General features: G+C 67.0%; 18 protein-coding genes. 7 read left to right on the forward strand and 11 right to left on the reverse strand.

Annotated elements, in window-relative coordinates; translation table 11 throughout:
* Positions 1 to 15: 15 nt before the first annotated feature.
* The 7 genes from ACZ9YD_RS09885 to ACZ9YD_RS09915 form a co-directional block, all read right to left on the reverse strand.
* Positions 16 to 1,359, reverse strand: a complete 1,344-nt coding sequence (locus ACZ9YD_RS09885) for a septal ring lytic transglycosylase RlpA family protein (protein WP_465075013.1) — start codon at positions 1,357 to 1,359, stop codon at positions 16 to 18.
* Positions 1,356 to 2,486 carry a lytic murein transglycosylase B gene (mltB, locus tag ACZ9YD_RS09890; protein ID WP_465075014.1) on the reverse strand — a complete coding sequence of 377 codons (1,131 nt, stop codon included), beginning with the start codon at positions 2,484 to 2,486 and terminating at the stop codon, positions 1,356 to 1,358. The genes ACZ9YD_RS09885 and mltB overlap by 4 nt, the downstream gene beginning before the upstream one ends.
* A gap of 70 nt (positions 2,487 to 2,556) precedes the next feature.
* Positions 2,557 to 3,666 carry a rod shape-determining protein RodA gene (gene rodA, locus ACZ9YD_RS09895; RefSeq protein ID WP_465075015.1) on the reverse strand — a complete coding sequence of 370 codons (1,110 nt, stop codon included), beginning with the start codon at positions 3,664 to 3,666 and terminating at the stop codon, positions 2,557 to 2,559.
* Positions 3,663 to 5,720, reverse strand: coding sequence for a penicillin-binding protein 2 (mrdA, locus tag ACZ9YD_RS09900; RefSeq protein WP_465075016.1), 2,058 nt, complete (start codon positions 5,718 to 5,720; stop codon positions 3,663 to 3,665). The genes rodA and mrdA overlap by 4 nt, the downstream gene beginning before the upstream one ends.
* Positions 5,721 to 5,734: 14 nt before the next feature.
* On the reverse strand, positions 5,735 to 6,214 hold the full coding sequence (gene mreD / locus ACZ9YD_RS09905) for a rod shape-determining protein MreD (protein ID WP_465075017.1): 480 nt from the start codon (positions 6,212 to 6,214) through the stop codon (positions 5,735 to 5,737).
* Entirely contained in the window at positions 6,211 to 7,263 is a 1,053-nt protein-coding gene (gene mreC, locus ACZ9YD_RS09910) for a rod shape-determining protein MreC (RefSeq protein ID WP_465075018.1), read from the reverse strand. The genes mreD and mreC overlap by 4 nt, the downstream gene beginning before the upstream one ends.
* Before the next feature lie 244 nt (positions 7,264 to 7,507).
* Positions 7,508 to 8,548: a rod shape-determining protein gene (locus ACZ9YD_RS09915; RefSeq protein WP_465075019.1), complete on the reverse strand. Its 1,041-nt coding sequence runs from the start codon at positions 8,546 to 8,548 to the stop codon at positions 7,508 to 7,510.
* Between the two features lie 206 nt (positions 8,549 to 8,754).
* Between ACZ9YD_RS09915 and ACZ9YD_RS09920 the strand changes: the two genes are divergently transcribed.
* The 4 genes from ACZ9YD_RS09920 to ACZ9YD_RS09935 all read left to right on the forward strand — a co-directional run bounded on the left by ACZ9YD_RS09920 (position 8,755) and on the right by ACZ9YD_RS09935 (position 11,623).
* Positions 8,755 to 9,705, forward strand: a complete 951-nt coding sequence (locus ACZ9YD_RS09920) for a carbohydrate kinase family protein (protein ID WP_465075020.1) — start codon at positions 8,755 to 8,757, stop codon at positions 9,703 to 9,705.
* 368 nt (positions 9,706 to 10,073) lie between these two features.
* The gene (locus ACZ9YD_RS09925) at positions 10,074 to 10,439 is read left to right on the forward strand and encodes a bleomycin resistance protein (RefSeq protein ID WP_465075524.1); all 366 of its coding nucleotides are present in this window, start codon (positions 10,074 to 10,076) and stop codon (positions 10,437 to 10,439) included.
* 59 nt (positions 10,440 to 10,498) lie between these two features.
* Complete coding sequence (locus ACZ9YD_RS09930; RefSeq protein WP_465075021.1) at positions 10,499 to 11,122, forward strand: DUF4240 domain-containing protein; 624 nt, start codon at positions 10,499 to 10,501, stop codon at positions 11,120 to 11,122.
* A gap of 72 nt (positions 11,123 to 11,194) precedes the next feature.
* A complete protein-coding gene (locus ACZ9YD_RS09935; RefSeq protein ID WP_465075022.1) occupies positions 11,195 to 11,623 on the forward strand; it encodes a hypothetical protein in 429 nt (142 codons plus the stop codon).
* A gap of 182 nt (positions 11,624 to 11,805) precedes the next feature.
* Here ACZ9YD_RS09935 and ACZ9YD_RS09940 read toward each other — a convergent pair whose 3' ends face one another.
* Both ACZ9YD_RS09940 and ACZ9YD_RS09945 read right to left on the reverse strand, forming a co-directional pair.
* On the reverse strand, positions 11,806 to 14,802 hold the full coding sequence (locus tag ACZ9YD_RS09940) for a LysM peptidoglycan-binding domain-containing protein (protein WP_465075024.1): 2,997 nt from the start codon (positions 14,800 to 14,802) through the stop codon (positions 11,806 to 11,808).
* Positions 14,803 to 15,066: 264 nt separating this feature from the next.
* Positions 15,067 to 15,204, reverse strand: a complete 138-nt coding sequence (locus ACZ9YD_RS09945; RefSeq protein ID WP_465075025.1) for a M15 family metallopeptidase — start codon at positions 15,202 to 15,204, stop codon at positions 15,067 to 15,069.
* An 811-nt stretch (positions 15,205 to 16,015) separates the two neighbouring features.
* Between ACZ9YD_RS09945 and ACZ9YD_RS09950 the strand changes: the two genes are divergently transcribed.
* Positions 16,016 to 17,233, forward strand: a complete 1,218-nt coding sequence (locus ACZ9YD_RS09950) for an HD-GYP domain-containing protein (RefSeq protein WP_465075027.1) — start codon at positions 16,016 to 16,018, stop codon at positions 17,231 to 17,233.
* Between the two features lie 121 nt (positions 17,234 to 17,354).
* Here ACZ9YD_RS09950 and ACZ9YD_RS09955 read toward each other — a convergent pair whose 3' ends face one another.
* Complete coding sequence (locus ACZ9YD_RS09955) at positions 17,355 to 18,839, reverse strand: peptidoglycan-binding protein (RefSeq protein ID WP_465075029.1); 1,485 nt, start codon at positions 18,837 to 18,839, stop codon at positions 17,355 to 17,357.
* A 487-nt stretch (positions 18,840 to 19,326) separates the two neighbouring features.
* Here ACZ9YD_RS09955 and ACZ9YD_RS09960 point away from each other — a divergent pair, with 487 nt between their 5' ends.
* Positions 19,327 to 20,829 carry an MATE family efflux transporter gene (locus ACZ9YD_RS09960; RefSeq protein WP_465075031.1) on the forward strand — a complete coding sequence of 501 codons (1,503 nt, stop codon included), beginning with the start codon at positions 19,327 to 19,329 and terminating at the stop codon, positions 20,827 to 20,829.
* A 116-nt stretch (positions 20,830 to 20,945) separates the two neighbouring features.
* Entirely contained in the window at positions 20,946 to 21,365 is a 420-nt protein-coding gene (locus ACZ9YD_RS09965; protein ID WP_465075033.1) for a hypothetical protein, read from the forward strand.
* A gap of 1 nt (position 21,366) precedes the next feature.
* Here the strand turns inward: ACZ9YD_RS09965 and ACZ9YD_RS09970 are convergent, their stop codons facing one another.
* Positions 21,367 to 22,002: a DUF998 domain-containing protein gene (locus ACZ9YD_RS09970; RefSeq protein ID WP_465075034.1), complete on the reverse strand. Its 636-nt coding sequence runs from the start codon at positions 22,000 to 22,002 to the stop codon at positions 21,367 to 21,369.
* Between the last annotated feature and the right edge of the window lie 657 nt (positions 22,003 to 22,659).

Here is a 22,659-nt window from a genome sequence, read left to right on the forward strand (position 1 = left end):
GTTGATGGAAGGAATTCAGTCGCGAACGACAGTAGGCGCGCCGAAGCCGAGGCCGGCGACGCGCGAGGACACCTCGGCAACCTGAGTGGCTTCGACCGGGCCCACGCGCAGGCGCCAGACCGGCTTGCCGGCGGCGGTGCCGTCCTGCAGCTGGGCAGCGGCGATACCAGCGCCGCGCAATGTGGCGAGCGCGCGCTCGGCGTTTGCACGGGCGCCGAAGGCGGCGACCTGCAGGGTCACGCCGCCCAGGGCGGCCGCCGCAGTGCGGACGGGCGCAGCCGTCGGTGTCGGCGCGGTCACGGCAGCCACTGCAGCAGGTGCGGCGGCAGGCGTCGCAGCCGGTGTCGCAGCCTGAGTGGCTGAAGGCTGCGGATGCAACGGCACCTGACGACCGTTCTCGAGCTTGATCCCGCGCGAGGCGAGCCAGGCGTCGAAATCGTCGGCGGTCATGACCCTGCCGTTCTGATACATGTTGAAGCGGCCGTTCGAAGCGTCGCCCTGCGGCGCGGGCGCCGGACGCTCGCCAGCCTGGGCGCTGGCGATCGGCAGGGCCTCGACGATGGCGTCCATCGCGCTGGCGGCCGCCGTGGTCGTGGCTGCGGGCGTGACCGATGCGGTGGCGGTCGCAGGCACGGTAGCCGCGCGCGGCGCGCTGGCGACGGCGTCGTAATCGTTGCGGGCGTTCTCGCCCGGGCTCAGCGCGCGCACTTCCACGCGACCGGTGCCAGCGGGATGGATGCCGATCTTCACCGCGGCGGCATAACTCAGATCGACGACGCGGCCTTCGTGGAACGGGCCACGATCATTGACGCGCACGATCACCGACTTGCCGGTATCGAGATTGGTCACCCGCGCGAAGCTCGGCAGCGGCAGCGACTTGTGCGCGGCGGTGAACGCGTACATGTCGTAGACCTCGCGGTTCGAGGTCAGGCGGCCGTGGAACTTGGCGCCGTAGTAGGACGCGGTGCCGGTCTCGGCGAATTCGCTGTGGTCGTCGAGCACGCGATAGCTCTTGCCCAGCACCTGGTAGGGGCTGCGGTTGCCGACCGGCGAACGCGGCAGATCGACGACCTCCGGTTCCGGAATCGCGTCCACGTTGGGCAGGTAGTCGGGCAGGCTGTCGGGCACGCCCGGGCGGTACAGACCGCCAGCGGTGTAGTGGCCGCGGGTGTTGGGATCTTCCTGCGCGGGTGCATACGGCGAGGCGCCGCGCTGGCCCGATGCAGGCCGGGGTGCGCTACCAGGCGCCGTTGGTGCAGACACGGTACCGCCGGTCGCGGGCGCATCGCCGCGCTTGGCATTGCCCGCGCAGCCCGCCAGCAGAGCCACCGCCGCCAGCGGCAGCAGCCATCGGATCACGGACCGACCCCGGCCCGGATCGCCTGTGCGAGCTGATGCACCGACAGCGAATACATCGGCGAGCGGTTGTAGCGGGTGATCACGTAGAAGTTGCGATACGCCAGCCAGTACTCCATGCCGGCCTCGCCGTCGAGCGACAGCAGGGTCGCGCCTTCGCCGGTCGGCTGGCCGGGCGCCGGCGTGTAGCCGCGTTTCGCCAGATCAGACAACGGATAGACCGGCTCCCAGTTCTCGGGCTTGAAGTCCGCAGCGGACGCATCGCGCTGCGCGCGCGCCACGACCGGACCGCCGCGCTGCCAGCCGTGCACGACGAAGTAATTGGCGATCGACGCGAACACGTCGGGCTTGTGGGTCAGCAGGTCCCGGCGGCCATCGCCGTCGCCATCCTTCGCCCACAGACGATAGCTCGACGGCATGAACTGACCCATGCCCATCGCGCCGGCGTAGCTGCCCTTGAGTTCGAGCACGTCGAGCTGCGGCTCGGCCTTCTCCAGCGCGAACAGCTGCGCGAGTTCGCCGGCGAAGAACGGGGCGCGCGGCGCGTAATCGAACGACAGCGTGTACAGCGCGTCGATCACCTTCCAGTTGCCGGTGATGCGGCCGTAGCTGGTTTCCACGCCGATGATTGCGACGATGTACTCGGCCGGCACGCCGGTGTCGGCAGCCACGCGATCGAGCGCAGCGCGGTTCTCGCGGTAGAACGCCACGCCGCCGTTGATACGCGCGTCGTTGATGAAGATCGGGCGGTAATCACGCCACGGGCGCACGGCTTCGGCCGGACGGCTGATCGCGGTGAGGATCGCCTGCTGCACCTGCGCCTGTGCCAGCACGCTGCGCACGTGCGCCGGATCGGCGCCGTAGGTCTGCACGGTGTAGTCGACGAAGTTCTCGACGCGCTGCGCGCGCGGGATCGCCGGATCGGTGACCGGGGTCGGTGCGACCGGGCGTTCGGGGGGCTGCGGCACCGGCGCCAGCAGGGCGCCTTCAGCGCGCGCAGGCTCGGGCAGCGGCGTCACCGCACCGTAGTCCTCGGCATGGCCATCGGACGGATTGACGGGTGTCGCACACGCTGCCAAAGCAAGCGGCAGGGTGGCCACGGCGAGTCGCAAAAAAGGGCGTCGGCTCATCGGCGGCGAGGTTAGCACGCACGTGCGCGCGGCACGCACCGTTGCGCGGGCGCAGTCAGGGCCGGTAAGGCTAACGACGCCGCGTCGCACTCGCCTGCACCGCCATGACCACGCCGAAACCGGCCAGCAGCGAGACCGCCGCGGTGCCGCCGAAACTCAGCAACGGCATCGGCACGCCGACGACCGGCAGCAGGCCGGAGATCATGCCGCCGTTGACGATGACGTAGACGAACAGCGCCAGCCCGAGGCTGCCGACCAGCAATCGCGAGAATCCATCGCGCGCCTCGCTGGCGATCCACAGGCAGCGGCCGACGATGAACAGGTACAGGCCCAGCACGACGCTGACGCCGAGCCATCCGAATTCCTCGCTCAGTACGGCGAAGATGAAGTCGGTGGTGTGTTCGGGCACGTAGTTGAGATGCGACTGCGAGCCGTCACCCCAGCCCTGCCCCGAAAAACCGCCCGAGCCGATCGCGATCTTCGACTGGATGATGTTCCAGCCGGTGCCCAGCGGATCGGATTCGGGATCGAGGAAGGTCAGGATGCGGTCCTTCTGGTACTGCTGGAAATACCAGAACCAGGCCGCCGGTGCGGCCACGGCAAACGCCGCCGCGCCGCCGATGAACCACCACCACGACAATCCGGCCAGATACAACGCAAACACGCCGCCCGAGGCCACCAGCACCGCGGTGCCCAGATCGGGCTGCAGCAGGATCAGGCCGGTCGGCAGACCGATGATCGCGGCGGCGATTGCGATCGTGCCCAGCCGCGGCGGCGTGGGCTGCTGGCCCAGCCACCAGGCCGCCATCATCGGCAGCGACAGCTTCATCAACTCGGCCGGCTGCACATAGAACACGCCGAGGTTGATCCAGTGCTGGCCACTGCGCCCGGTGCCCATGAAGAGCACGGCGATCAGCGGCAAGAGCGAGGCCACGTACGCAGCCGGGGTGAAACGGCGCAGCTGCACGGCGGGAATCCGCGACAGCACCCACATCGCGCCGAGACCGATGACGAAGCGGCTGCCCTGCGACGCGACCATTGCGACGTTCTGGTTGGTGGCGCTGTGCAGCACAGCGAGGCCGATGCACATCAGCGCGACCAGCGCGGCGAGCAGCGGCCAGTCCAGCGTGCGGGTGAAACGCTGCAGCATCTCCAGCAGCCAGCGCAGAATCACGTTCATGGCGTCGGCGCCGTCGGCGCGGTGGCACCGGTCGCAGCCGCAGGCGAAGCGGTCGGCGTCACGCCCGGGAACCTGCCGTTGGCATCGCGCGGCGCGGTGCGCACGCCGGCGACGACCGCTTCGAACGACGGCTCGGGTGCGAGGTCGGCGTCGGGCACGATCGCAGCCACCGCGGCCGGTGCGCCGGTGGCGGCGTCGATTTCGACTTCAGGCATCTTGCCGAGCAGCCAGGCATCGAAGATGCGGCGCGCGATCGGTGCGGCCGTGCTGCCGCCGTAACCGCCGTGCTCGACGGTGATGGCGACCGCGATCGTCGGATTCTCGGCCGGCGCATAGCCGACGAACAGCGCCTGATGCCGCAGGTGATACGGCAGGCTTCGCGGATCCATGCTCGCGCTGCCGCGGCGGCTCACCCGCTGCGCGGTGCCGGTCTTGCCGGCCATGCGGTACTCGGCGCCGATCGCCATGCGCGTGCCGGTGCCGCGGCCGTGGATCGTGGTGACCATGCCCTCCTGCACCGCGCGCAGATGCGCCGGGTTGTCGGTGATCGACGTCGAGGCCGGCCGCGGCACCAGGCGCCACGGCGCGTCGAAACCGTCGCGACGCTCGTTGGCCAGATGCAGCGTGTTGAGTTCGCCGCCGTTGGCGATCGCCGCAGTGCCGCGCGCGAGCTGCAGCGCGGTCGCGATCCAGTAGCCCTGGCCGATGCCGGCGATCACCGTTTCGCCCGCGTACCAGGGCTCGCGCGTGCGCGAGGCCTTGAAGCGCGGCGACGGCACGATGCCGGCGTTCTCGCCGAGCAGATCGATGCCGGTCGGCTGGCCGAAGCCGTAGCGCGTCATGTACTGGTCGAAACGCTCGATGCCCATCTCGTAGGCGAGCTGGTAGTAGTAATAGTTCACCGAGCGCGCGATCGAATCGCGCAGGTCGGTCCAGCCGGCACCACGCGCGGCATCGCGATAGCCGCGGCGTTGCCCGGGAATGAAGAACTCGCCGGTCGAGAACACGCGCGATTCCGGCGTGCGCAGCCCGCTGTCGACACCTGCCAGCGCGACCAGCGGCTTGATCGTCGAACCCGGCGGGCCGCCACCGAGCACGTTGCGGTTGAACAGCGGACGCGCGGGATCGTCCATCAGGCTGCGGTAGTCGTCGTGCGAGATGCCGTTGACGAACAGGTTGGGATCGAAGCTCGGCAGGCTGACCATGCCGAGGATGTTGCCGGTCGCCGGCTCCACCGCGACGGCCGAACCGTGCAGGCCACCGAAGGCCAGCACCATCGCCTGCTGCAGGTCTGCATCGACGCTCAGGCGCAGATCCGCGCCGGCGGTCGCCGGCAGCAGCCCGAGCCGGCGCAGCGCACGCCCCTCGACATTCGTCTCGACCTGCTCGTAGCCGATCTTGCCGCGCAGCGCTTCGTCGTAATACCGCTCCAGCCCCGTGCGCCCGGTCTGCGGATACAGCAGATGCGCCTGGCCGTAGCGCGCGACGTCGCTCTCGTCGGTGCGGCCCACGTAGCCGACCACGTGCGCGAACAGATCGCCGTAGGGGTAATAGCGGTTGAGATACGGCACCACTTCGACGCCCGGAAAGCGCCAGCGGTCGAGCGCGAAGCGCGCCATCTCGTCCTCGCTGATGCGCAGCTTGAGCGTGACCGCGCGAAAGCCCCGCTGCGCCTTGCGCTCGCGATCGAAACGGGCGATGTCGTCGGGCGAGAGCGCGATGATCCGCGACAGCTCGCTGATCAGCTGACGCGTGTCGCCAGCTTCCTCGGGCGTGACTTCGAGGCGATACGCTTGCTCGTTCTCGGCGAGGATGCGGCCTTTGCGGTCGAGAATCAGCCCGCGTCCCGGCACCACCGGCCGCGGCTTGATGCGATTGGCCTCCGAGCGCTTCGCGTAGATGTCGTGATCGATGACCTGGAGCTTGAAATACCAGCCGGCGAGCACCCCAAGCGCGATCACGACCGCACCGAATCCGATCAGCGCACGCGTGCGGAACGCCGCGGCTTCGGTGGCGTTGTTGCGGATATCGGGACGGCGCCCGCGCCTGGCCATTCGTCAGCCCACGCTTAAGACTTGCGCCCGAAGCGCAGTGCGTCCATGACCAGATACAGCGGCGCCCACAGCAGCATGCCGATCAGCGGCGCCAGCCAGTAGGACCATGGCAGCTGCGGCACGCCGAGCGCGACGTGGATCGCCGCGCTGATGACGCGATCGTTGAGCAGCAGACCACCGATCGCCAGCGCCTGCTGCGCGACCGGGAAGAAACGCAGCTGCGAGCGGAAGCGCTGCAGGATGAAGGCCATCATGACCAGTCGCAGCGCCTGTTCGCCGAGCAGGCCGCCGAACGCGAGATCGGCAATGAGGCCCATCGAGAACGCGAAGCCCAGACCCGCGCGGTCGGGATCTTCGATCACCCAGTAAGCGACGACCAGCGCCAGCCAGAACGGCCGATACGGCTGCACGCCGGGCGGCAGCGGCAGCAGGCCGAGCAACAGCGCGATGAACAGGCTGGCCGGCAGGACCCAGGGGCTACGACGACGGCTCATCGTTGCGGCGCCGGCGCAGGTGGCGTTGCAGGCGGCGGCGCAGTGTTCGACGGGGCCACAGACGCATCAACGGGCGGTGGGTCGCCGGTACCGGGCGCCGCGGCGTCCACACCATCGACGGGCGCTGCCGCAGCATCGGCCTCTGCCTGCGCGCGTGCGGCTGCTTCGCGCTCGGCGGCGGCGGCGTCGAGATCGGCGGTCGTCACCGGCACCACGACATCGCGCAGCAGCAACACGTCGCGCCCGCGATCGAGCTGCGCGGCAGGGGTCAGATCGCCGACGAGAAACGCACGGCTGTCGTCGGGCTGCAGTTCGGTGATCGTGCCGACCGGAAAGCCCGGCGGAAACCGGCCGCCCAGGCCCGAGGTCACCAGCGTGTCGCCGACTTCGACCTCCGCCGACAGCGGTATGTTGCGCAGCGCCAGATGGTCGGCGCGGCCACTGCCGTAAGCAACCAGGCGCACGCCGTTGCGGGCGATGATCACCGGCACCGCGTGTTCGAGATCGGTCACCAGCAGCACGGTCGAGGTCAGCGGCGTGACCGTGATGACCTGGCCGAGCAGGCCGCCGGCATCGATGACGCTCTGGCCCACACGCACGCCATTGCGGCTGCCGGCATCGAGCAGCAACCGCTGGCGCGTGGGGTCCTGGTCGACATCGAGGATCGGCGCCAGCTGCACGTCGAGACTGCCCTGTTCCACCGCGCCCAGCAGCGCGCGCAGCCGCGCGTTCTCGACCGCCTCCACGCGCAGACGCGCCTGGCCGGCATTGAGCACCAGCAGTTCGTTGCGCAGGCGGCGGTTGTCGGCCGAGAGTTGAGTGCGCGTGGCGGCATCGTTGCGCATGCTGTCGCCGAGCCGCGACGGCAGACCGGCCAGCCACCACAGCGGCTGCATCGCCACGCTGGCCTGCTGGCGGAACTGCGACAGCCAGCCGCCCTGGTGGTCACTGACCACCAGGGCACACGACAGTGCGAGATAGGCGAGCAGACGTAGCGTGCCGGCGACTTCGCCGGGCCGGGGCGCGGGAGAACTGGCGTAGGCGGACATCAGGGGCGGTCGCTCGGCGTCATCTCGAACGTGGGCTCAACAGTCGAAGGCCGCATTGTCGTCGCCCCAGCGCAGGCTGGGGCCCATCTTGATCCTGGGAATAGATCCTGGCCCGGACAGCCAGCCGCCGGTTGAACACCAGCGGGACGGCGGGTCTTGCGAACGCGACGGCGCGACGGCGCTGGGTGGCACTGACGACGGAATGGCGACCAGAACTTCGCTCCGATCGCCGATGCCGACGCCATCAGTCCGCGAAGAACTCGTTGCCGTGCAGGTCCAGCAGTTCCAGCGCACGGCCGCCACCACGGGCGACGCAGGTCAGCGGATCCTCGGCGACCTGCACGTGCAGGCCGGTGGCCTCGCTGATCAGACGATCGAGGTCGCGCAGCAGCGCGCCACCACCGGTCAGCACGATGCCGCGCTCGGCGACGTCGGCGCACAGCTCCGGCGGCGTCTGCTCGAGCGCCTGCTTCACCGCCTCGACGATGCCCGACAGCGGCTCGCGCAGCGCGTCGAGCACTTCGTTGGAGCTGATCGTGACGATCTTGGGCACGCCCTCGGCGAGATGGCGGCCGGAGACTTCCATCTCCATCGCCTCTTCCTGCGGATACGCGCAGCCGATCTGCAGTTTGATCCGCTCGGCGGTGGATTCTCCGATCAGCATGCCGTGGTTGCGGCGCACGTAATTGATGATCGACTCGTCGAAACGGTCGCCGCCGATGCGGGCCGATTGCGAGTAGACGATGCCGTTGAGCGCGATCACCGCGACTTCCGTGGTGCCGCCGCCGATGTCGACGACCATCGAACCGCGCGCCTCGGTGACCGGCAGGCCAGCGCCGATCGCAGCCGCCATCGGCTCTTCGATCAACGACACGTCACGCGCGCCGGCTTCCAGCGCCGAATCCTTGATGGCGCGCTTCTCCACCTGGGTGGAGCCGGCCGGCACACAGATCAGCACGCGCGGGCTCGGGCGCAAGAAACGCGACTTGTGCACCTTCTTGATGAAGTACTTCAGCATCTCCTCGGTGTAGGTGAAATCGGCGATGACGCCGTCTTTCATCGGGCGATGCGTGGTGATGTTGCCGGGCGTGCGGCCGAGCATCTGCTTGGCCTCGGTGCCGACGGCGGCGACCACCTTCTGGCCGGCGCTCCGGTCCTGGCGCACGGCGACGACCGACGGCTCGTTGAGCACGATGCCCTGGCCGCGGACGAAGATGAGGGTATTTGCGGTGCCCAGGTCGATGGACAGGTCATTGGAGAAGAGACCGCGGAACTTCTTGAACATCGGGAGAGGGCGTCCGGCAGGGAGGCGAAACGAAGCGGATTAGCCTAGCAAAAAAGCGGCCTCCCCGCGGCCCCGGGCCACCCCCAGTTGCGCGCCCGGTAGGCCGCTGTTCCGGGTCCGCACGGCGCGCCGGAACGGCCTTCGCGCTGGCCTCGCGCCCCCTGCGCCGGTACCCTGTGCGGCCTTTCCGCGCGAGCTTCCGCCCGATGTCTGCACTGATCTGCGGCTCCCTGGCCTACGACACCATCATGGTGTTCCCCGACCAGTTCAAGAACCACATCCTGCCGGACAAGGTGCACATCCTGAACGTCTCGTTCCTGGTGCCGCGGATGCGTCGCGAGTTCGGCGGCTGCGCCGGCAACATCGCCTACAACCTCAAGCTGCTGGGCGGCGAGCCGATCCCCATGGGGACGGTCGGCCAGGACTTCGGCCCCTACCGGGAGTGGTTCGAGGAGCACGGCATCGACCTGTCGCAGGTCCGCGAGATTCCCGACCTGTTCACCCCGCAGGCCTTCATCACCACCGATCTGGACAACAACCAGATCACCGCCTTCCATCCGGGCGCGATGATGCGCAGCCACGAGAACCACGTGAGGGACGTGCCGAACGTGACCATCGGCCTCGTCGGTCCGGACGGCCGCGAGGGCATGCTGCAGAACGCCCAGGAATTCTCGGACGGCAAGATCCCTTTCATCTTCGACCCCGGCCAGGCCATGCCGCTGTTCAACGGCGAAGAGTTGCGCAACTTCATCGAGCTGGCCGACTACGTCGTCGTCAACGACTACGAGTCCAACCTGCTGCAGGAGCGCACCGGCTGGGATGAGACCACCATCGCCGCCAAGGTCCGCGCCTACATCTGCACCCGGGGCCCGAAGGGCGTCGTCATCTACGCCGAAGGCCAGACCCACGACGTACCGCCCGCGCACGAGCGCCGCGTGACCGATCCCACTGGCTGCGGCGACGCCTTCCGCGCCGGCCTGATCTTCGGCATCGAGAAAGGTTGCGACTGGCTGACCATCGGCCGCATCGGCAACCTGATGGGCGCATTGAAAGTCGAGCACCCCGGCACACAGAACCAGCGTTTCGATTACGCCGAGTTCTCGCTGCAGTTCCGGCAGCAGTTCGGGTATGCATTGGAGAGCAAGACGACGGCTTGAGTCCGGCGATATTGCGAAGTTCTAAAGAACAGGGCGCCCTTCGAGGCGCCCTGTTCCGTTATGGGTTGCTGACATTGACGATCGATTGGTGACGAGTGCTGAGCCGCGCCGCCTATCACACCCTGAGAGGTGGTCGATACCCGATCGGTGACCGGACGCGTTACACCTCACTTTCATCACATAACGCCGCCTCTGAGCATTCGCCTGATAACGCGGGCGAGCACCCAGCCAGACGACCGGCACAGGGGAAGCAAGTAGTTGAATGCATTTCGAAATCCCCGCCTTGGCCGCAGGGCGACTTCCATCGCATACTCGACGCAACACCCCGCATCCGGGGCCGAATACTAGTTAGGCAGCAAGGAGAGATCATCGTGACCCAGACAGTGACCCCCGTCCTTCGGGTAACCAGTGCTTCCGCCAGTTTCCCGTTCTACGTTCAGGGGCTTGGATTCACCGTCGATTGGGAGTATCGGCACGAGCCGGATTTTCCGGTCTTTGCGCAGCTCACTCGCGGGCACCAATCGATCTTCCTGACAGAGCACGCAGACGACTGTCAGGTCGGTGGCGCCGTCTACTTTGCTGTTCCAGATGTAGACGAGTGCCATCAGGCGTTCCAAACAACGGGACTTGTTCAATCTGGCTCGCCGCGCAACACCGCCTGGAAAACTCGCGAAATCTTGGTAGCTGATCCGGACGGCAACAGGCTCACCTTCTTCACTGAGCTCGCTGCCTAACAATTCATTCAAGCCGAATCCGCTTCGCGGGTCGGCTTAATTCCAGCGTTAGCCCGCTCATGACTAAGCACGCCGCCGTCTTCTTAATCGCTTCGTTCTTGTCCTCCTGCACGGTCATGGGTCAGGGCAAGGCGCGGAACGATGGATTCTTCGTCCATAATGCTGTGCTAGCAGATCCAGATTATCTTTCTGAACTGGGCGTGCGACCCGAGAATGTAGCTGCACTAGACCGCTCCGAGATGGGGTTATTTGCTCATAGGCTGTCCTCTGGACAAGGCACGGTTGTTGCTCACCGCTTCTATTCCCCAGGTGGGGCGCTCACGGTGGACGATGAAGTGTTTGAGAAGTTGACGATCTGGTTCAAGAACTCAGGGCCAGACCCAGGTGCTATTGCGATTGACGATTCGGTGGTCGTGGTGCACACAAAAGGTGGTTCAGCATGGCCGCATGCTGCCTGCTCCGGCACCATCGAACGCGGCCAGATCAACATCACCCAAAAAGGCAGTGCCCTTCAGGTAGTAGTTACTGGAAACATAGTTCATAGCGGCAATCGCCACCCAGCGCGGTGCACACAGGACAACATCAATGTCTCTTTCACAGCGTCAGAAAGACCATTGTCATCACTTACACCGTGGCTCGGTACAGCCGGAGATCATCCTTATGAGGAAAGCTATCCCCGGTAGCGCGCCGCGGGCTAACAATTCATTCAAGCCGACGTCGCTTCGCGGCGCGGCTTAATTCAGGCGTTAGGCAGCATGTTCACATTCGGTCGCGACCACGAGAAAAATTGCGAGGCGAGACTTGTCCGCAACCCAGCGCAGATTCCGTTGCTGATGAACGTCATTGACGCCATTCACGATTTGATCGATGGCAATGGAGATCTGGAGTATGTCAGGACTTCCGTACACGTAGCGATGACGGAAGGCGGAGCCGGGGTCTGGGAGAACGCAGCAAAGTGGCTACGCAAGACCGGTTTCGACTATCCCGACATAATTAGCCTGTGGTCTGAGCTCGCATCTCATTCCAACGCAGAGGTGCGGTTTAGGGTCGCGTCCCTGCTTGATGAAGTGCCGATAAAATGCTTCGGTGCAATCTCTTCCGCCCTGCTGAAGGATCGCAGCAAAAGAGTCGTAGAGATGGCTGTGGACAGGAGCGCAAGGGTTGGCGGCACAAATGCAGGCTAACAATTAATTCAGGCCGAATACGCTTCGCGTGTGATCTAGGAGGCACACAGAATGCTCCTACCAATCAGGAAGAAACGCCTTCGAAGTAACGGTGTCAGGTTCACTTTCACCGCCGACATATCAAAGAAGGGCCTGCAATCGCAGGCCCTTCTCAGTTCCACTTGTAAAACGCGGCGCCTAGATCAAAACCCGAGCTGCGACAAATACGCGCCCGCCTGCTCATCACTGAGCACACCCGCGTCGCGCGCGGCTTCGATGCCGTCGCGTGCCGCTTCCGGCCAGCCGTTGTAGGCGTGGCTCGTGGCCATGTTCTCCACGAACACATCCAGCATGCCGTCTTCCTGGAGCTGGCGGACGACTTCGGCGCGATAGGTGTCACTGGTGTCCTTGAAGAGGTTGCCCGTCATCGCAGGATCACCGGTCGGCAGGTTCTCGTAGTCGCGCACGGCCTGGTCGCGCTCTTCTGCGTTATCGCCGAACAGCTCCGGTGCAGCCTCGCGCGCGATCTCGGCTGCGCTCGGGAACGAACCCTCGACCATCTGGCGCGTATTGGCGTCGAATGTGCCCTCGCTGTTCGACGGCCGGTTGTTGTAGTGGTCGGCGAAGCGCTGGAAGAACATTGCGTCGTCCGCGCGCGCCGCGGTCAGGAACGCATGCGCGTCGTCGGCGCCGATGCCGTTGGCCTGCAGGACCGCGACCGTGCCTGCGGCCTCCGGCGGCGACCAGAACACTTCCGGGAAATCCTTCGCCAGCGTCTGGATCTGCGCGGGTGACAGATCCAGGCCGTCGCGCAGGATGTTCGTGGTTTCGGAGGCTTCGTTGCCCAGGATCTCGGCGGTGGGCGCATCGATACCCGCGTCGCGATAGAACTGCTCGGCGAGATCGGTGCGCGCGTTGATGTCCTGACGGTACTGCACCAGCGCGACGCCGCCGGTGGCGATCATCATCACGCCGACGCCCACCGGGCCACCCCAGGCGCCGATGGTGCCGTTGGCGGCGAGCACGGTCATGATCGCGCCGCCCGCGCCGGCTGCGTTGAACAGCACGCCGGGCACACTGCCCTGGCTCCACTGGTCGATCGCGCCCGCGGCGTAGTAGGCGGTGTTGAGCACGCCGACGAATTTCGCGGTGAACTGGCCGGCCCAGGATGCGCCGGTGCCCCATTGCGCCGCGCGGCCTTCGGCATTGATGGCGCCGATGGTCGATGCGAACGCCGTCGCGTCCTGCGCCAACCCGACCGAGTAAGCCAGGGTGCCGATCGCGTTCTGCGCGTTCGGGTTGTCGATCGTGGTCTGCGCCGAGGTAAGGAACGCGGCACCGGACATGCCCAGCGCCAGCGTGCGGAACGCCATCGCGGCGGGGCCGGAGCTGAACTGCGTATCGCGCAGCGCGGTGAGGTCGCGCTGCGCGTCACTGAAGGACTCCACCGACTCGAATGCCTGGCCCGGGCTGAGACGCGCGCCCGGATCGGACAGCGTGTCCGACAGACTGCGCAGGCGCGCCACACCCGCGTCGATCTCGGTCTGCGGAATGCCGAACAGACGCGCGCCGTTGCGCTCGAGATCGCCGATCGCGGCGTTCGCGCGCGACACGCTTGCCGGGTCGTTCGGATTCATCGCGCCGATCGCCGGCATCAACTGGCTGTTGACGTAGGCGTTGCCGAGATTCTTGAGGAAGTCGCTGCCCTTCTGGCCCTCGTCGGCCAGGAAGGTGGCGAGGCTGGCGGCATCGTGCCCGGCGAGCAGTGTGGGGTCGAGCGACAGCGCGAACGACAGGCTGCCCTGCGTGGTCTCGTCGCCCGCGACGTCGCGCAGGATGCCGTCGACGCCCTGCCCCACATTGGAAAGATTGGGGGGGAGGCTGTGCAGCGCCGCCATGCTGTCGAGCAACTGACCGCCTTGCGTGGCGATCTCGGCCTGCAGTTCCTCGAGACGTGCCTTCCATTCCGGCCCCTGCCGGTCGACGTAGGCATCGATCGCCTGCTGTCGCTGCTCGGGCGATACGTTGCTGCCGGCGTCGTTGAGCACCGTCAGCAGGTCCTCGGTGTGTTCGGCGTAGGCCTCGACCGAGCCGTTGAGGCGCGACTGCAGATCGTGCGTGCCCTCCGCAGCGGCACGCAGGGCCATGCCGGCCTCGTCCGCCTTCCCGGCCGCCTCCAGCCTGCCGGCGAGGGCAATCGCAAGTTCGGGCGATGCGCCGCTGCCGACGGCGCTGCGGACGATGCCGCCATTGGAATCGAGGAAGAAACCACTCCAGGTTTCGACCTGTGGGAGAAACGCGTCGGCGACCCGATCGGCAGTTGCGCTTGCGCCCGGCGCGTCGCCCATCGCGGCCACCGCACGCGACAGGTCGGCGAACGGGCCGGCGCTTGTATAGACGCCTTCCACACCTGCGATCCGTTCGATCGTCGGCAGGCTGCGCTCGACGAGCGCTGCGGCCATTTCCGGCGGCAGCGTGTCCGTGAGCCCGGCCAAGCGCCCGGACGACTCGCTGGCGATCTGGGTGTCGTAACCAGCCTGGTCATCGCCGACGCCGGCGTAAGGCGCACCGACCCACTCGGCGGCCGCGTCGATACGCGTCTGCACCGAGGGCTGCTGCAGCAGTTCGGTCACGACGGCCGGCGATTCGTTCGCGAGCGATTGGCCGAGCGCGGTCAGGCGGTCGCCCGGCGTCACGCTGCTGCCGAAGACATCGGCCTGCGCCAGGACATCGGCGCGGTGTTCTGTGGCGAAGGTATCGATGGACTGCGACAGCGCCTGCTGCGCGGCGGAATCTCCGGCGTGACGTGCGAGCAGGCTTTCGCGCATCGAGGCGATGGTCTGCTGGCTGGTCGGCGCGCCGGGGATGCGCGCGTCCACGCCGTTGACGACCGGCGCGAGTTCCGCGGTGACGGCGGCGTCCAGCGCACTGCGCGCAGACGGCGTGGTGGCGAGCGGGCCGGGCAGGCGCGCCGATTCCGCCAAAGCCTGCTGGTAGTCCGCCAGCGCCGCATCGGTACGTTCGGCAGCGCTGAGCTGGGGACCTGCGGGCTCAGCGTCGATCGGAATCGCGAGCTCCTGTCCGGCTTCCAGTTCCGCGGTTGGCTCGAGCTGATTCGCCTCAGCAAGATCCTGAAGCTGCAGATTGCGCGCGGCGGCAATGCTGGCGAGCGTTTCGCCGTTGTTGACGGTGTAGGTCATGGGAGGCGCAGTCCTTCGGGCATTTGGCAGAGATGAAACCGCGTCCGGGGCGCCGCGTCAGCCCGGGGCAAGCCCTAGGTGTGGGCGGTTCGCCGCTTTGCCCGCCTGGCCGACTGAAATCGTGCTTCCCCGAATCGCAACCACGGGGCGCTTCTCAGCGTCCTGTCCGGTTTTCGCAGTCTGGAACTTCGCATCAACGCAGGTTGACGAACCCTTCCGCGTCGACGTTGCCGTGCGCGATCCGGTCACGCATGTCCGCGGTGCTCAGGCCGGTATCGAGCGGAGATGCAGACGGTCAACGAAAGTCGTCCAGTTGCCGCCCCATTCCAGGCCCATACCGGTGCAGATGCGGCCGATGGCATCCGGGTCGGAGCTACCGTTGATGCTGCGGTTCGGGCGCACTTCGACGACGTCGAAAGTGGTGGCGAAGGTCGGTTGCTGCAGCCGACGTTGGCGTTGGCGTTGGCGTTGGCGTTGGCGTTGGCGTTGGCGACGATATCGACAACGCAAGAATCAATGTGCGATGTCCGCCCTTGCGCGCGCTACAGCTTCACCGCTTGCCCTGTTGCTCTTGACCGACTCGCTGCCCGCTACGTGGTGCGCCACGTTGGCATTCGCGCGTCCGTGATCGACGCGGATACGAGAGCGACGATCGCAGGCGCCGTTGTCGATGAGGGGTTCGATGCCGGGCAGCCCCGCATCCTGGCCAGCTTGCGCCCGAGGCGCGGCGCGCGATCACGCCGTTGATGGGCGAGGCGCTGGTGCGCTGGTGCCTCTGGATTTGCAGCGAGGGCTGCCAACCACAGCGCGCGGCGCGGCGCGCAGGCTGGAATGCTGATTTCCCGCGGCCCCGTATCCGTCATCTCGGTACCGTCCCACTGACCCGCTCGGACACGGGAGACGATCGAAGCTGCGCGTCCGATCTATGAGCGAACAGTCCCTGCCTCGACCAAGAACGGGGTCACGAAGAGCGAGGCATGTTCGCGCCTCCCTTCCACACACCCAAACGAAGAAGAACGAAGGTCTGCTGAAGCGGGAGACCCGCCGCGCGCGACGCGCTCAAGTTGGGCACGCGCGCGCCGATACGGACACTGGTCCTTTGCTTTCAGCTCATTCGTTGCGGTGCCTGTCTGAAAGCGCCTGGCGCGCTGGCGGGTGTTGCCGGAAGGACTGCAAGCGGGAGACGACCCGCCCGCAGACTGGCTGACGCCCGATGCTCCGTACGATCCGATCCGACCAGCTCAAGCCCGGTATGCATGTCCAGCGCCTGTGCGGCTCCTGGCTCGACCATCCGTTCTGGCGTACGTCGTTCCTGGCCGATGCCGACGCCGTGGCGAAGATCTGCGCCAGCGGTGTCGAGACGCTGGTGATCGATTGCACGCTGGGCAGCGATGTGTCGCCCGAGCCGCTGGCACAGGCAGCGGCAGCACCGGAGGCCACGCAGGCCGCATCGCCTGTGTCCGCGCCGCGCGAGGCGACACCGCAGGTCGACACCGGCAACTTCGAGGTCGAGGTCAAAAGCGCGCGCGCGCTGTTGCAGGACGGCCGGGCGCTGGTCGAGGCGATGTTCGGCGAGGCGCGTCTGGGACGAAACGTCGATACCGGTGCGGCCACGCCACTGGTGGCGGCGGTCTGTGCTTCGGTGCTGCGCAATCCGCATGCCTTGATCAGCGTGGCCCGACTGAAGACGGCCGACGATTACACCTATCTGCATTCGATGGCGGTCGCCGGCCTGATGACCATGCTGGCACGCGGCATGGGCCTGCCCGAGGACGAGGTGCACGCGGCCGCGAAGGGTGGCCTGCTGCATGACATGGGCAAGGCGATGTCGCCGCCGCACGTGCTCAACAAGCCGGGGCGACTGACCGAGGCGGAGTTCGACGTGATGCGCCGACATCCCGAACAAGGCCATCGCCTGCTGGTGGACAGCGGCGTGGACGACGCCGCCGCGCTCGACATCGCGCTGCATCATCACGAGAAAATGGACGGCACCGGTTATCCGCGTCAGCTGGAGGGCGAGGGGATCTCGCAGATGGCGCGAATGGCCGCGATCTGCGACGTCTACGACGCGGTCACCTCGGATCGTCCCTACAAGCGCGGATGGTGTCCGGCGGAGGCCTTGCGCCAGATGGCGTCATGGACGGGGCACTTCGATCCGGCGATCTTCCGCACGTTCGTCAAGCGCCTGGGCATCTATCCGGTCGGCACGCTGGTGCGCCTGCAGTCGCAGCATCTGGCCGTGGTGCTGGAGCAGGCGCCCGACGCGTTGTTGAAACCGCGTGTGCGCGTATTCCACTGCGCGCGCCGCCACCGGCGCATCCTGCTTCGCGACGTGGACCTGGCCGCCCCGGGATGTCAGGACCGGATCCTGCAGGCAGAGTCGCCGGACGAATGGGGGCTGCGCGAACTGGAGAAACTCTGGCTGCCGTGAGCCAGCGCCACACGGCGGCCCGGTGCGCAAGATCACGCGGTGCCAGATTCAGTTCCCAGGCTTCAAGTGCACAGGGCGCCTCTCGGCGCCCTGTCGCGTTTGCCCGATCTGGAGACACCGATCAACGCAGATTGACGAATCCATCGCCATCGACATTGCCGGCCGCGATACGGCCACGCATATCCGCCGTACTCAGGCCGGTATCGAGCTGGAAGTGTGGACGGTCGACGAAGGTGGTCCAGTTGCCGCCCCACTCCAGGCCCATGTCGGTACCGACGCGGCCGATGGCATCCCAGTCGGGGCTCCAGTTGATGCTGCCGTCCGGGCGCACTTCGACGACGTCGAAGGCAGTGGCGAAGTTGTGGTTGCTGTGGCCGCCGCGGGCATTGGTGACGATATCGCCCGGCGTGGTGCGGCCTTGGGCGTACAGCGCGTCCTGCTCGGCGTAGGTGCGGAAGCCCTGGGTCACGCGCAGGGTGATGCCCAGTTCCTGTTCGACGCGATTGACGAACTCGGCGGCCTGGCCGCGCAGTTCGGGATGCAGGCCGGCGATGCGGGCGTTGCTCGGGGCATCGCTGACCTGGGCGACATCACCTGGCGCGACCGGCTCGGCTGCCGGCGGCTTCTCGACCGCAGGCGCGCCGTTGAGCTGCGCCCAGGTGTTCTGTCCGACGACGCCATCGACCTCGATGCCACGGCTCGCCTGGTAGCTGCGCACCGCGCTCTCGGTGCGGGCACCGAAGATGCCATCGGCCGTGCCCGGGCTGAAGCCCGCAGCGGCCAGACGGGTCTGCAGGTCGGTGACAGCCGGGCCACGGTCAATGCGTTCCAGTGTCGGCGTAGCCGAGGCCGGTGTGTTCTGCTGCACGGGCGCGGCGCCCTCGGCACGTGCGCCGCCGTTGAACGGCGTGCCCAGCAGGCCCTGCGCCTGCGCGTCGGCGACGGCCGTGCGCGCTGCGGACACGTCGGTGTTGTAAGTATTGGTCAGGCCCTTGTAGGCACCCCACGGCGAGAGGTTGGTGCCGTTGTTGGACAGTTCGAACGCGACGCGCGCATTGGTCTGCGGGTCGAACAGCTGCTCGTTGGAGGTCAGGCCGAAGGCTTCGCGGCGCTCGGGACCCATCGCGCCGATCATGTTGATCTGGGTCAGGCCATACGACTTGTCGCCGGTGGCGGCGTTGCCATTGAACGCGGCCGGATCGCCGGTGGATTCGCGCATCGAGATGGCGACCATGCTCACCAGGTTCTCACCACGGAAGCCGGCCTCGTGGAACAGCTGGGCCAGCTGGGTGCGATCCAGCGGGCCACCCGTGTAGGAGCCCTGCGTCTCATTCGCCGGCGCCGCGCCGTTGACCGACGCCGCCTCACTACTCAGCGGCTTGGTGCCGGCGGGCAGTGCGATGGACTGATCGGGATAGATGACGTCCGGATTGTTCACCTGCGGATTCGCCGCCAGCAGGCCTTCGAGGCTGACGCCATGGGCCTTGGCGATTTCCGACAGCGTGTCGCCGCGCTGCGCGGTGTAGGACTGCGCGGCCTCGCCCGGCGGCGGCAGGTCCTGCAGGCGGTTGGTGGTTTCGGATGACGAGACGGCGTTGACGCTCACGGCAGGCTCCTGGATCGATTGGGCACACATCCCCCGGATAGCTGCAGTGTCCGGGCCTCCGGCGCCGCGCGACAGATGGGGGGTGCCCCAGCGTGCATGGGTCACAGTTCGGCGTTGGGCGGGTGAGAGCCCTCCCCCTGCTTGTGGGGGAGGGTTGGGAGGGGGCGAGCCTTCAGAGTCGAGCGGACATCAGAGTCGAAGGTCATGTCCTGACGAAGCTTGAAAACGAATTCCGAAGCGATCTGGCTGTTTGCCCCCATCCCAACCTTCCACCCGGGAAGGGCGCAATGCCCCGCAGGCGGGGGCAGGTGTAGATCTCTGGCCAGCCCTCACCCGACGCGCTTTGCGCGTCGACCCCGGAACAAGTCCGGGGCAGGCTCTCTCCCAGAGGGAGAGGCGCTGGGGTCGTGCCTGCGGTGACTGCTGACGAGACCGCCAACCCCACATCCTCACCACGCCGCGATCCGCTTCCCGATTGAATGCGCGGATGCCGCGACGCCGACCTGCCGACATCCCCGCCCGACCACGCGACCTGACCCGTGGTGCGATCGGCCCCACGCTCTTCGCGTTCGCGCTGCCGATCCTAGGCGGCAACGTCATGCAGTCGCTCAACGGTTCGGTCAATGCGGTCTGGATCGGGCGCTTCCTCGGCGAGGGCGCGCTGGCAGCGATCGCCAATGCCAACAACATCCTGTTCCTGCTGCTGGGCGCGGTGTTCGGCGTGGGCATGGCGGCGACGATCCTGGTAGCGCAGGCGATCGGTCGCGACGACCTGCCCGGCGCCAAGCGCGTCATCGGTACAAGCGCGACGTTCTTCCTCACCGCGTCGGTGCTCGTCGCGCTGGTCGGCCTGCCACTGTCGCGCCACGTGCTGCTGTGGATGGGCACCCCGGCCGATGCGCTGCCGCATGCGGATGCCTATCTGAAACTGATCTTTCTCGCGGTGCCGTTCTTGTACGCGTTCGCATTCCTGTCGGCGATCCTGCGCGGCGCCGGCGATGCGCGTACGCCATTCCTGTTCCTGCTGCTGGTGGTCGCGCTGGACATCGTGCTGGTGCCGATGCTGATGCTCGGCGTCGGCCCGCTGCCGGCAATGGGCATGGCCGGCGCGGCGCTGGCGAGCCTGATCGCGAACGCGCTCGGTCTCACCGCCCTGCTCGCCTGGCTGCGGCATCGGAAGCACCGCTTGTGGATCCATCGCACCGAGCGCCATCTCTACAAGCCCGACTGGACCATCGTGCGTGCGCTGCTGGCCAAAGGCCTGCCGATGGGCCTGCAGATGGTGATGCTGTCGGCGGCGATGATCGCGATGATTTCGATGGTCAACGCGCACGGCGTCGACACCACCGCGGGCTACGGCGCCGCGCTGCAGTTGTGGACCTATGTGCAGATGCCGGCGATGGCGATCGGCGCGGCGTGTTCGACGATGGCAGCGCAGAACGTCGGCGCCGGTCACTGGGACCGCGTGTCACGCATCGCCGCCACCGGCGTGGGCTTCAACGTGTTGATGACCGGTGCGCTGATCGGTCTATTGCTGCTGCTCGATCGCGCCGCGCTGTCGCTGTTCCTCGGCGATGCCAGCGTCGCGTTGGAGACCGCGCGGCATCTCAACCGCATCGCGATCTGGTCGTTCCTGTTCTTCGGCGTGACCTTCGTGCTGTTCGGCGTGGTGCGCTCGACCGGTGCGGTCATGCCGCCGCTGGTAATCCTCGCGGTCACGCTGTGGGGCGTGCGCGTGCCGTTCGCAACGCTGCTGCAGCCGACGCTCGGCGTGGATGCGATCTGGTGGAGTTTCCCGGCCAGCGCGCTGCTCGCAATGCTGCTGTCGATCGGCTACTACCGCTGGGGCGGCTGGCGGCGCGCCCGCATGCTCGATGGCGCAGCGCGCGAACCGGTGGCGATGCCGGCCGAAGTGCCGGCGCAACCGCCGGCGCCATTGGCGAGTCTCGATCCGAACGACACGCAGGACGGGCGTCGCCGCGCGCTTTGAAGGTGTGGCAGCCGGCCCGCGCCTGAACCTGCGGACCGCGCTGCATTGACCTGCCTGCACCGCGACGGCATCTAGGACGTTCGAACGCGATGTTCTGCGTGCACCCGGACAGTCCCATGCGCACTCCACTTCTGCTGATGCTGTTGATCGCTACCGCGACGGCGCCCGCCTTCGCGCAGCAGCTGCGCAATCCGGCCGATTCACCGCCGCGTGCTGCGCCGGTGTTGCGTCAGGCGGAACCTTCGCCGCGCCTGCCCACGCATGTCGGCGCGAACGCCGCACGCGACGCTGCGCACGAACGCTGCGTGCAGGCGGCATCGCGCTCGATCCAGCCGACCAGCACTGCCCGCGTGGCGAGTGCACAACGTCGCGCCGCAGCGATCGAAACCCAGCGCGCCGCACGCGGCGGAGATGCGCGCGATCCCACGGATCACAGCGGCCTGCGCGCACAACGCGACGCCCAGCAGCGTGCGACGACGCGTGAGCGCAATGCAGCGAGCCAGCGCATGGCCATCGCGCAGGGCAACTGCCGCTGAGTCAGCGGCGCGGCAGCCCACGCCATGCGAGCGTCAGCAGCGTGACGTAGAGGATCGCCTCACCTATGCGCTGCAGCAGTCCGCGCACCGGTTCGAACGGCGGCAGCACCATCGCGAAGAACAGCAGCAGCCACAGCATCGCCACCACCAGCAGCGCCGCGCGCGTGCGCGATGGCAGCCTGGTGCCGCAGGCCAGCAGCACGACGCCCACGCATGTCCCGAGATAGGTCAACAGGCCGAGCAGGTTGTGCAGTTGCTGGCTGCGTGAGCCTTCTGCAGGACAACCGGCATCACAGGGTGCGAATGCCGAGCCGATGTAGGCGACGGCTTCGAGCAACAGCATCCAGTAGCCCACACGCGCGACGCCGCGGATCGGCAGCAGCGGCGACGCGAGTATCAGCACGACTGCCAGCAACAACCCGAACGGTACGAAACCGAACAGCCCGATCTGCCAGGCGTACGGCGTGCCGATGGCGTTGAGTTCGCTGATGTACTGCGAGACGTGCGAGTAGCCGGGCTTGAGGACGCCGCTGCCGAAGAGCATCAGTAACCAGGCGGGCACGATGGCGAGAATGCCGATTCGGATCAGGCGGATGCGGGTGGCGCTGTGCGGTGCGGGCAACCGTGGCGTGTGCATGTGGCCTTCCGGGATGGCGTGGGGTGAGGCTAGGTTTCCTTCGCGCCTGCGGCGTGTGCCATTGGGCATGTGGGAATGAGGATTCACCAGCTACCTCTCCGCCCGTCATCCCGGCAAATGCCGGAGGTGCCCTTCAACAGCCGAATGGCTGGTCATCCAGTGACTTCCCGCTGTATGTAAAGTCCCAGCTCGCCTGACTGACGCTTTTGCGGCACGCAAAGGCGCTGGATGACCGGACATGCGTCCGTTGAAGGCCCGGCCTTCGCCGAAATGACAGCAGTTAGAGCACTCCGACCGTCGGGATTTTCCCGTCATTCCAGCGGCTTGTAACAGACGCACGGCTGGTAAATCTGGAATCCATCTTTGCGGAAAAGAATCACCCGCGCGAGTGACGCGGAGCATGAGCGAGCGATTTGCTTCTGCATTCCAGCGACTTCTAAAAGCCGGATGGCAGGTCACGCTGGAATCCACTTTCGCGTGGAGGCGCGCCACACGCGAGGTGTGGAGCACGAGCGAAAATCAAGATGGGTTCCAGCTTGAACAGCCATTCGGCTGTTGAAAGCCGCTGGAACGACGGCTTTGGAGATTTGCGCAATCTCACTGGCCGCCGTTGCCTCAGGCGACACTGCTCACCGATATCGCACCAATGCGGACGGA

This window comes from Luteimonas sp. AC640a (genome assembly GCF_979256585.1).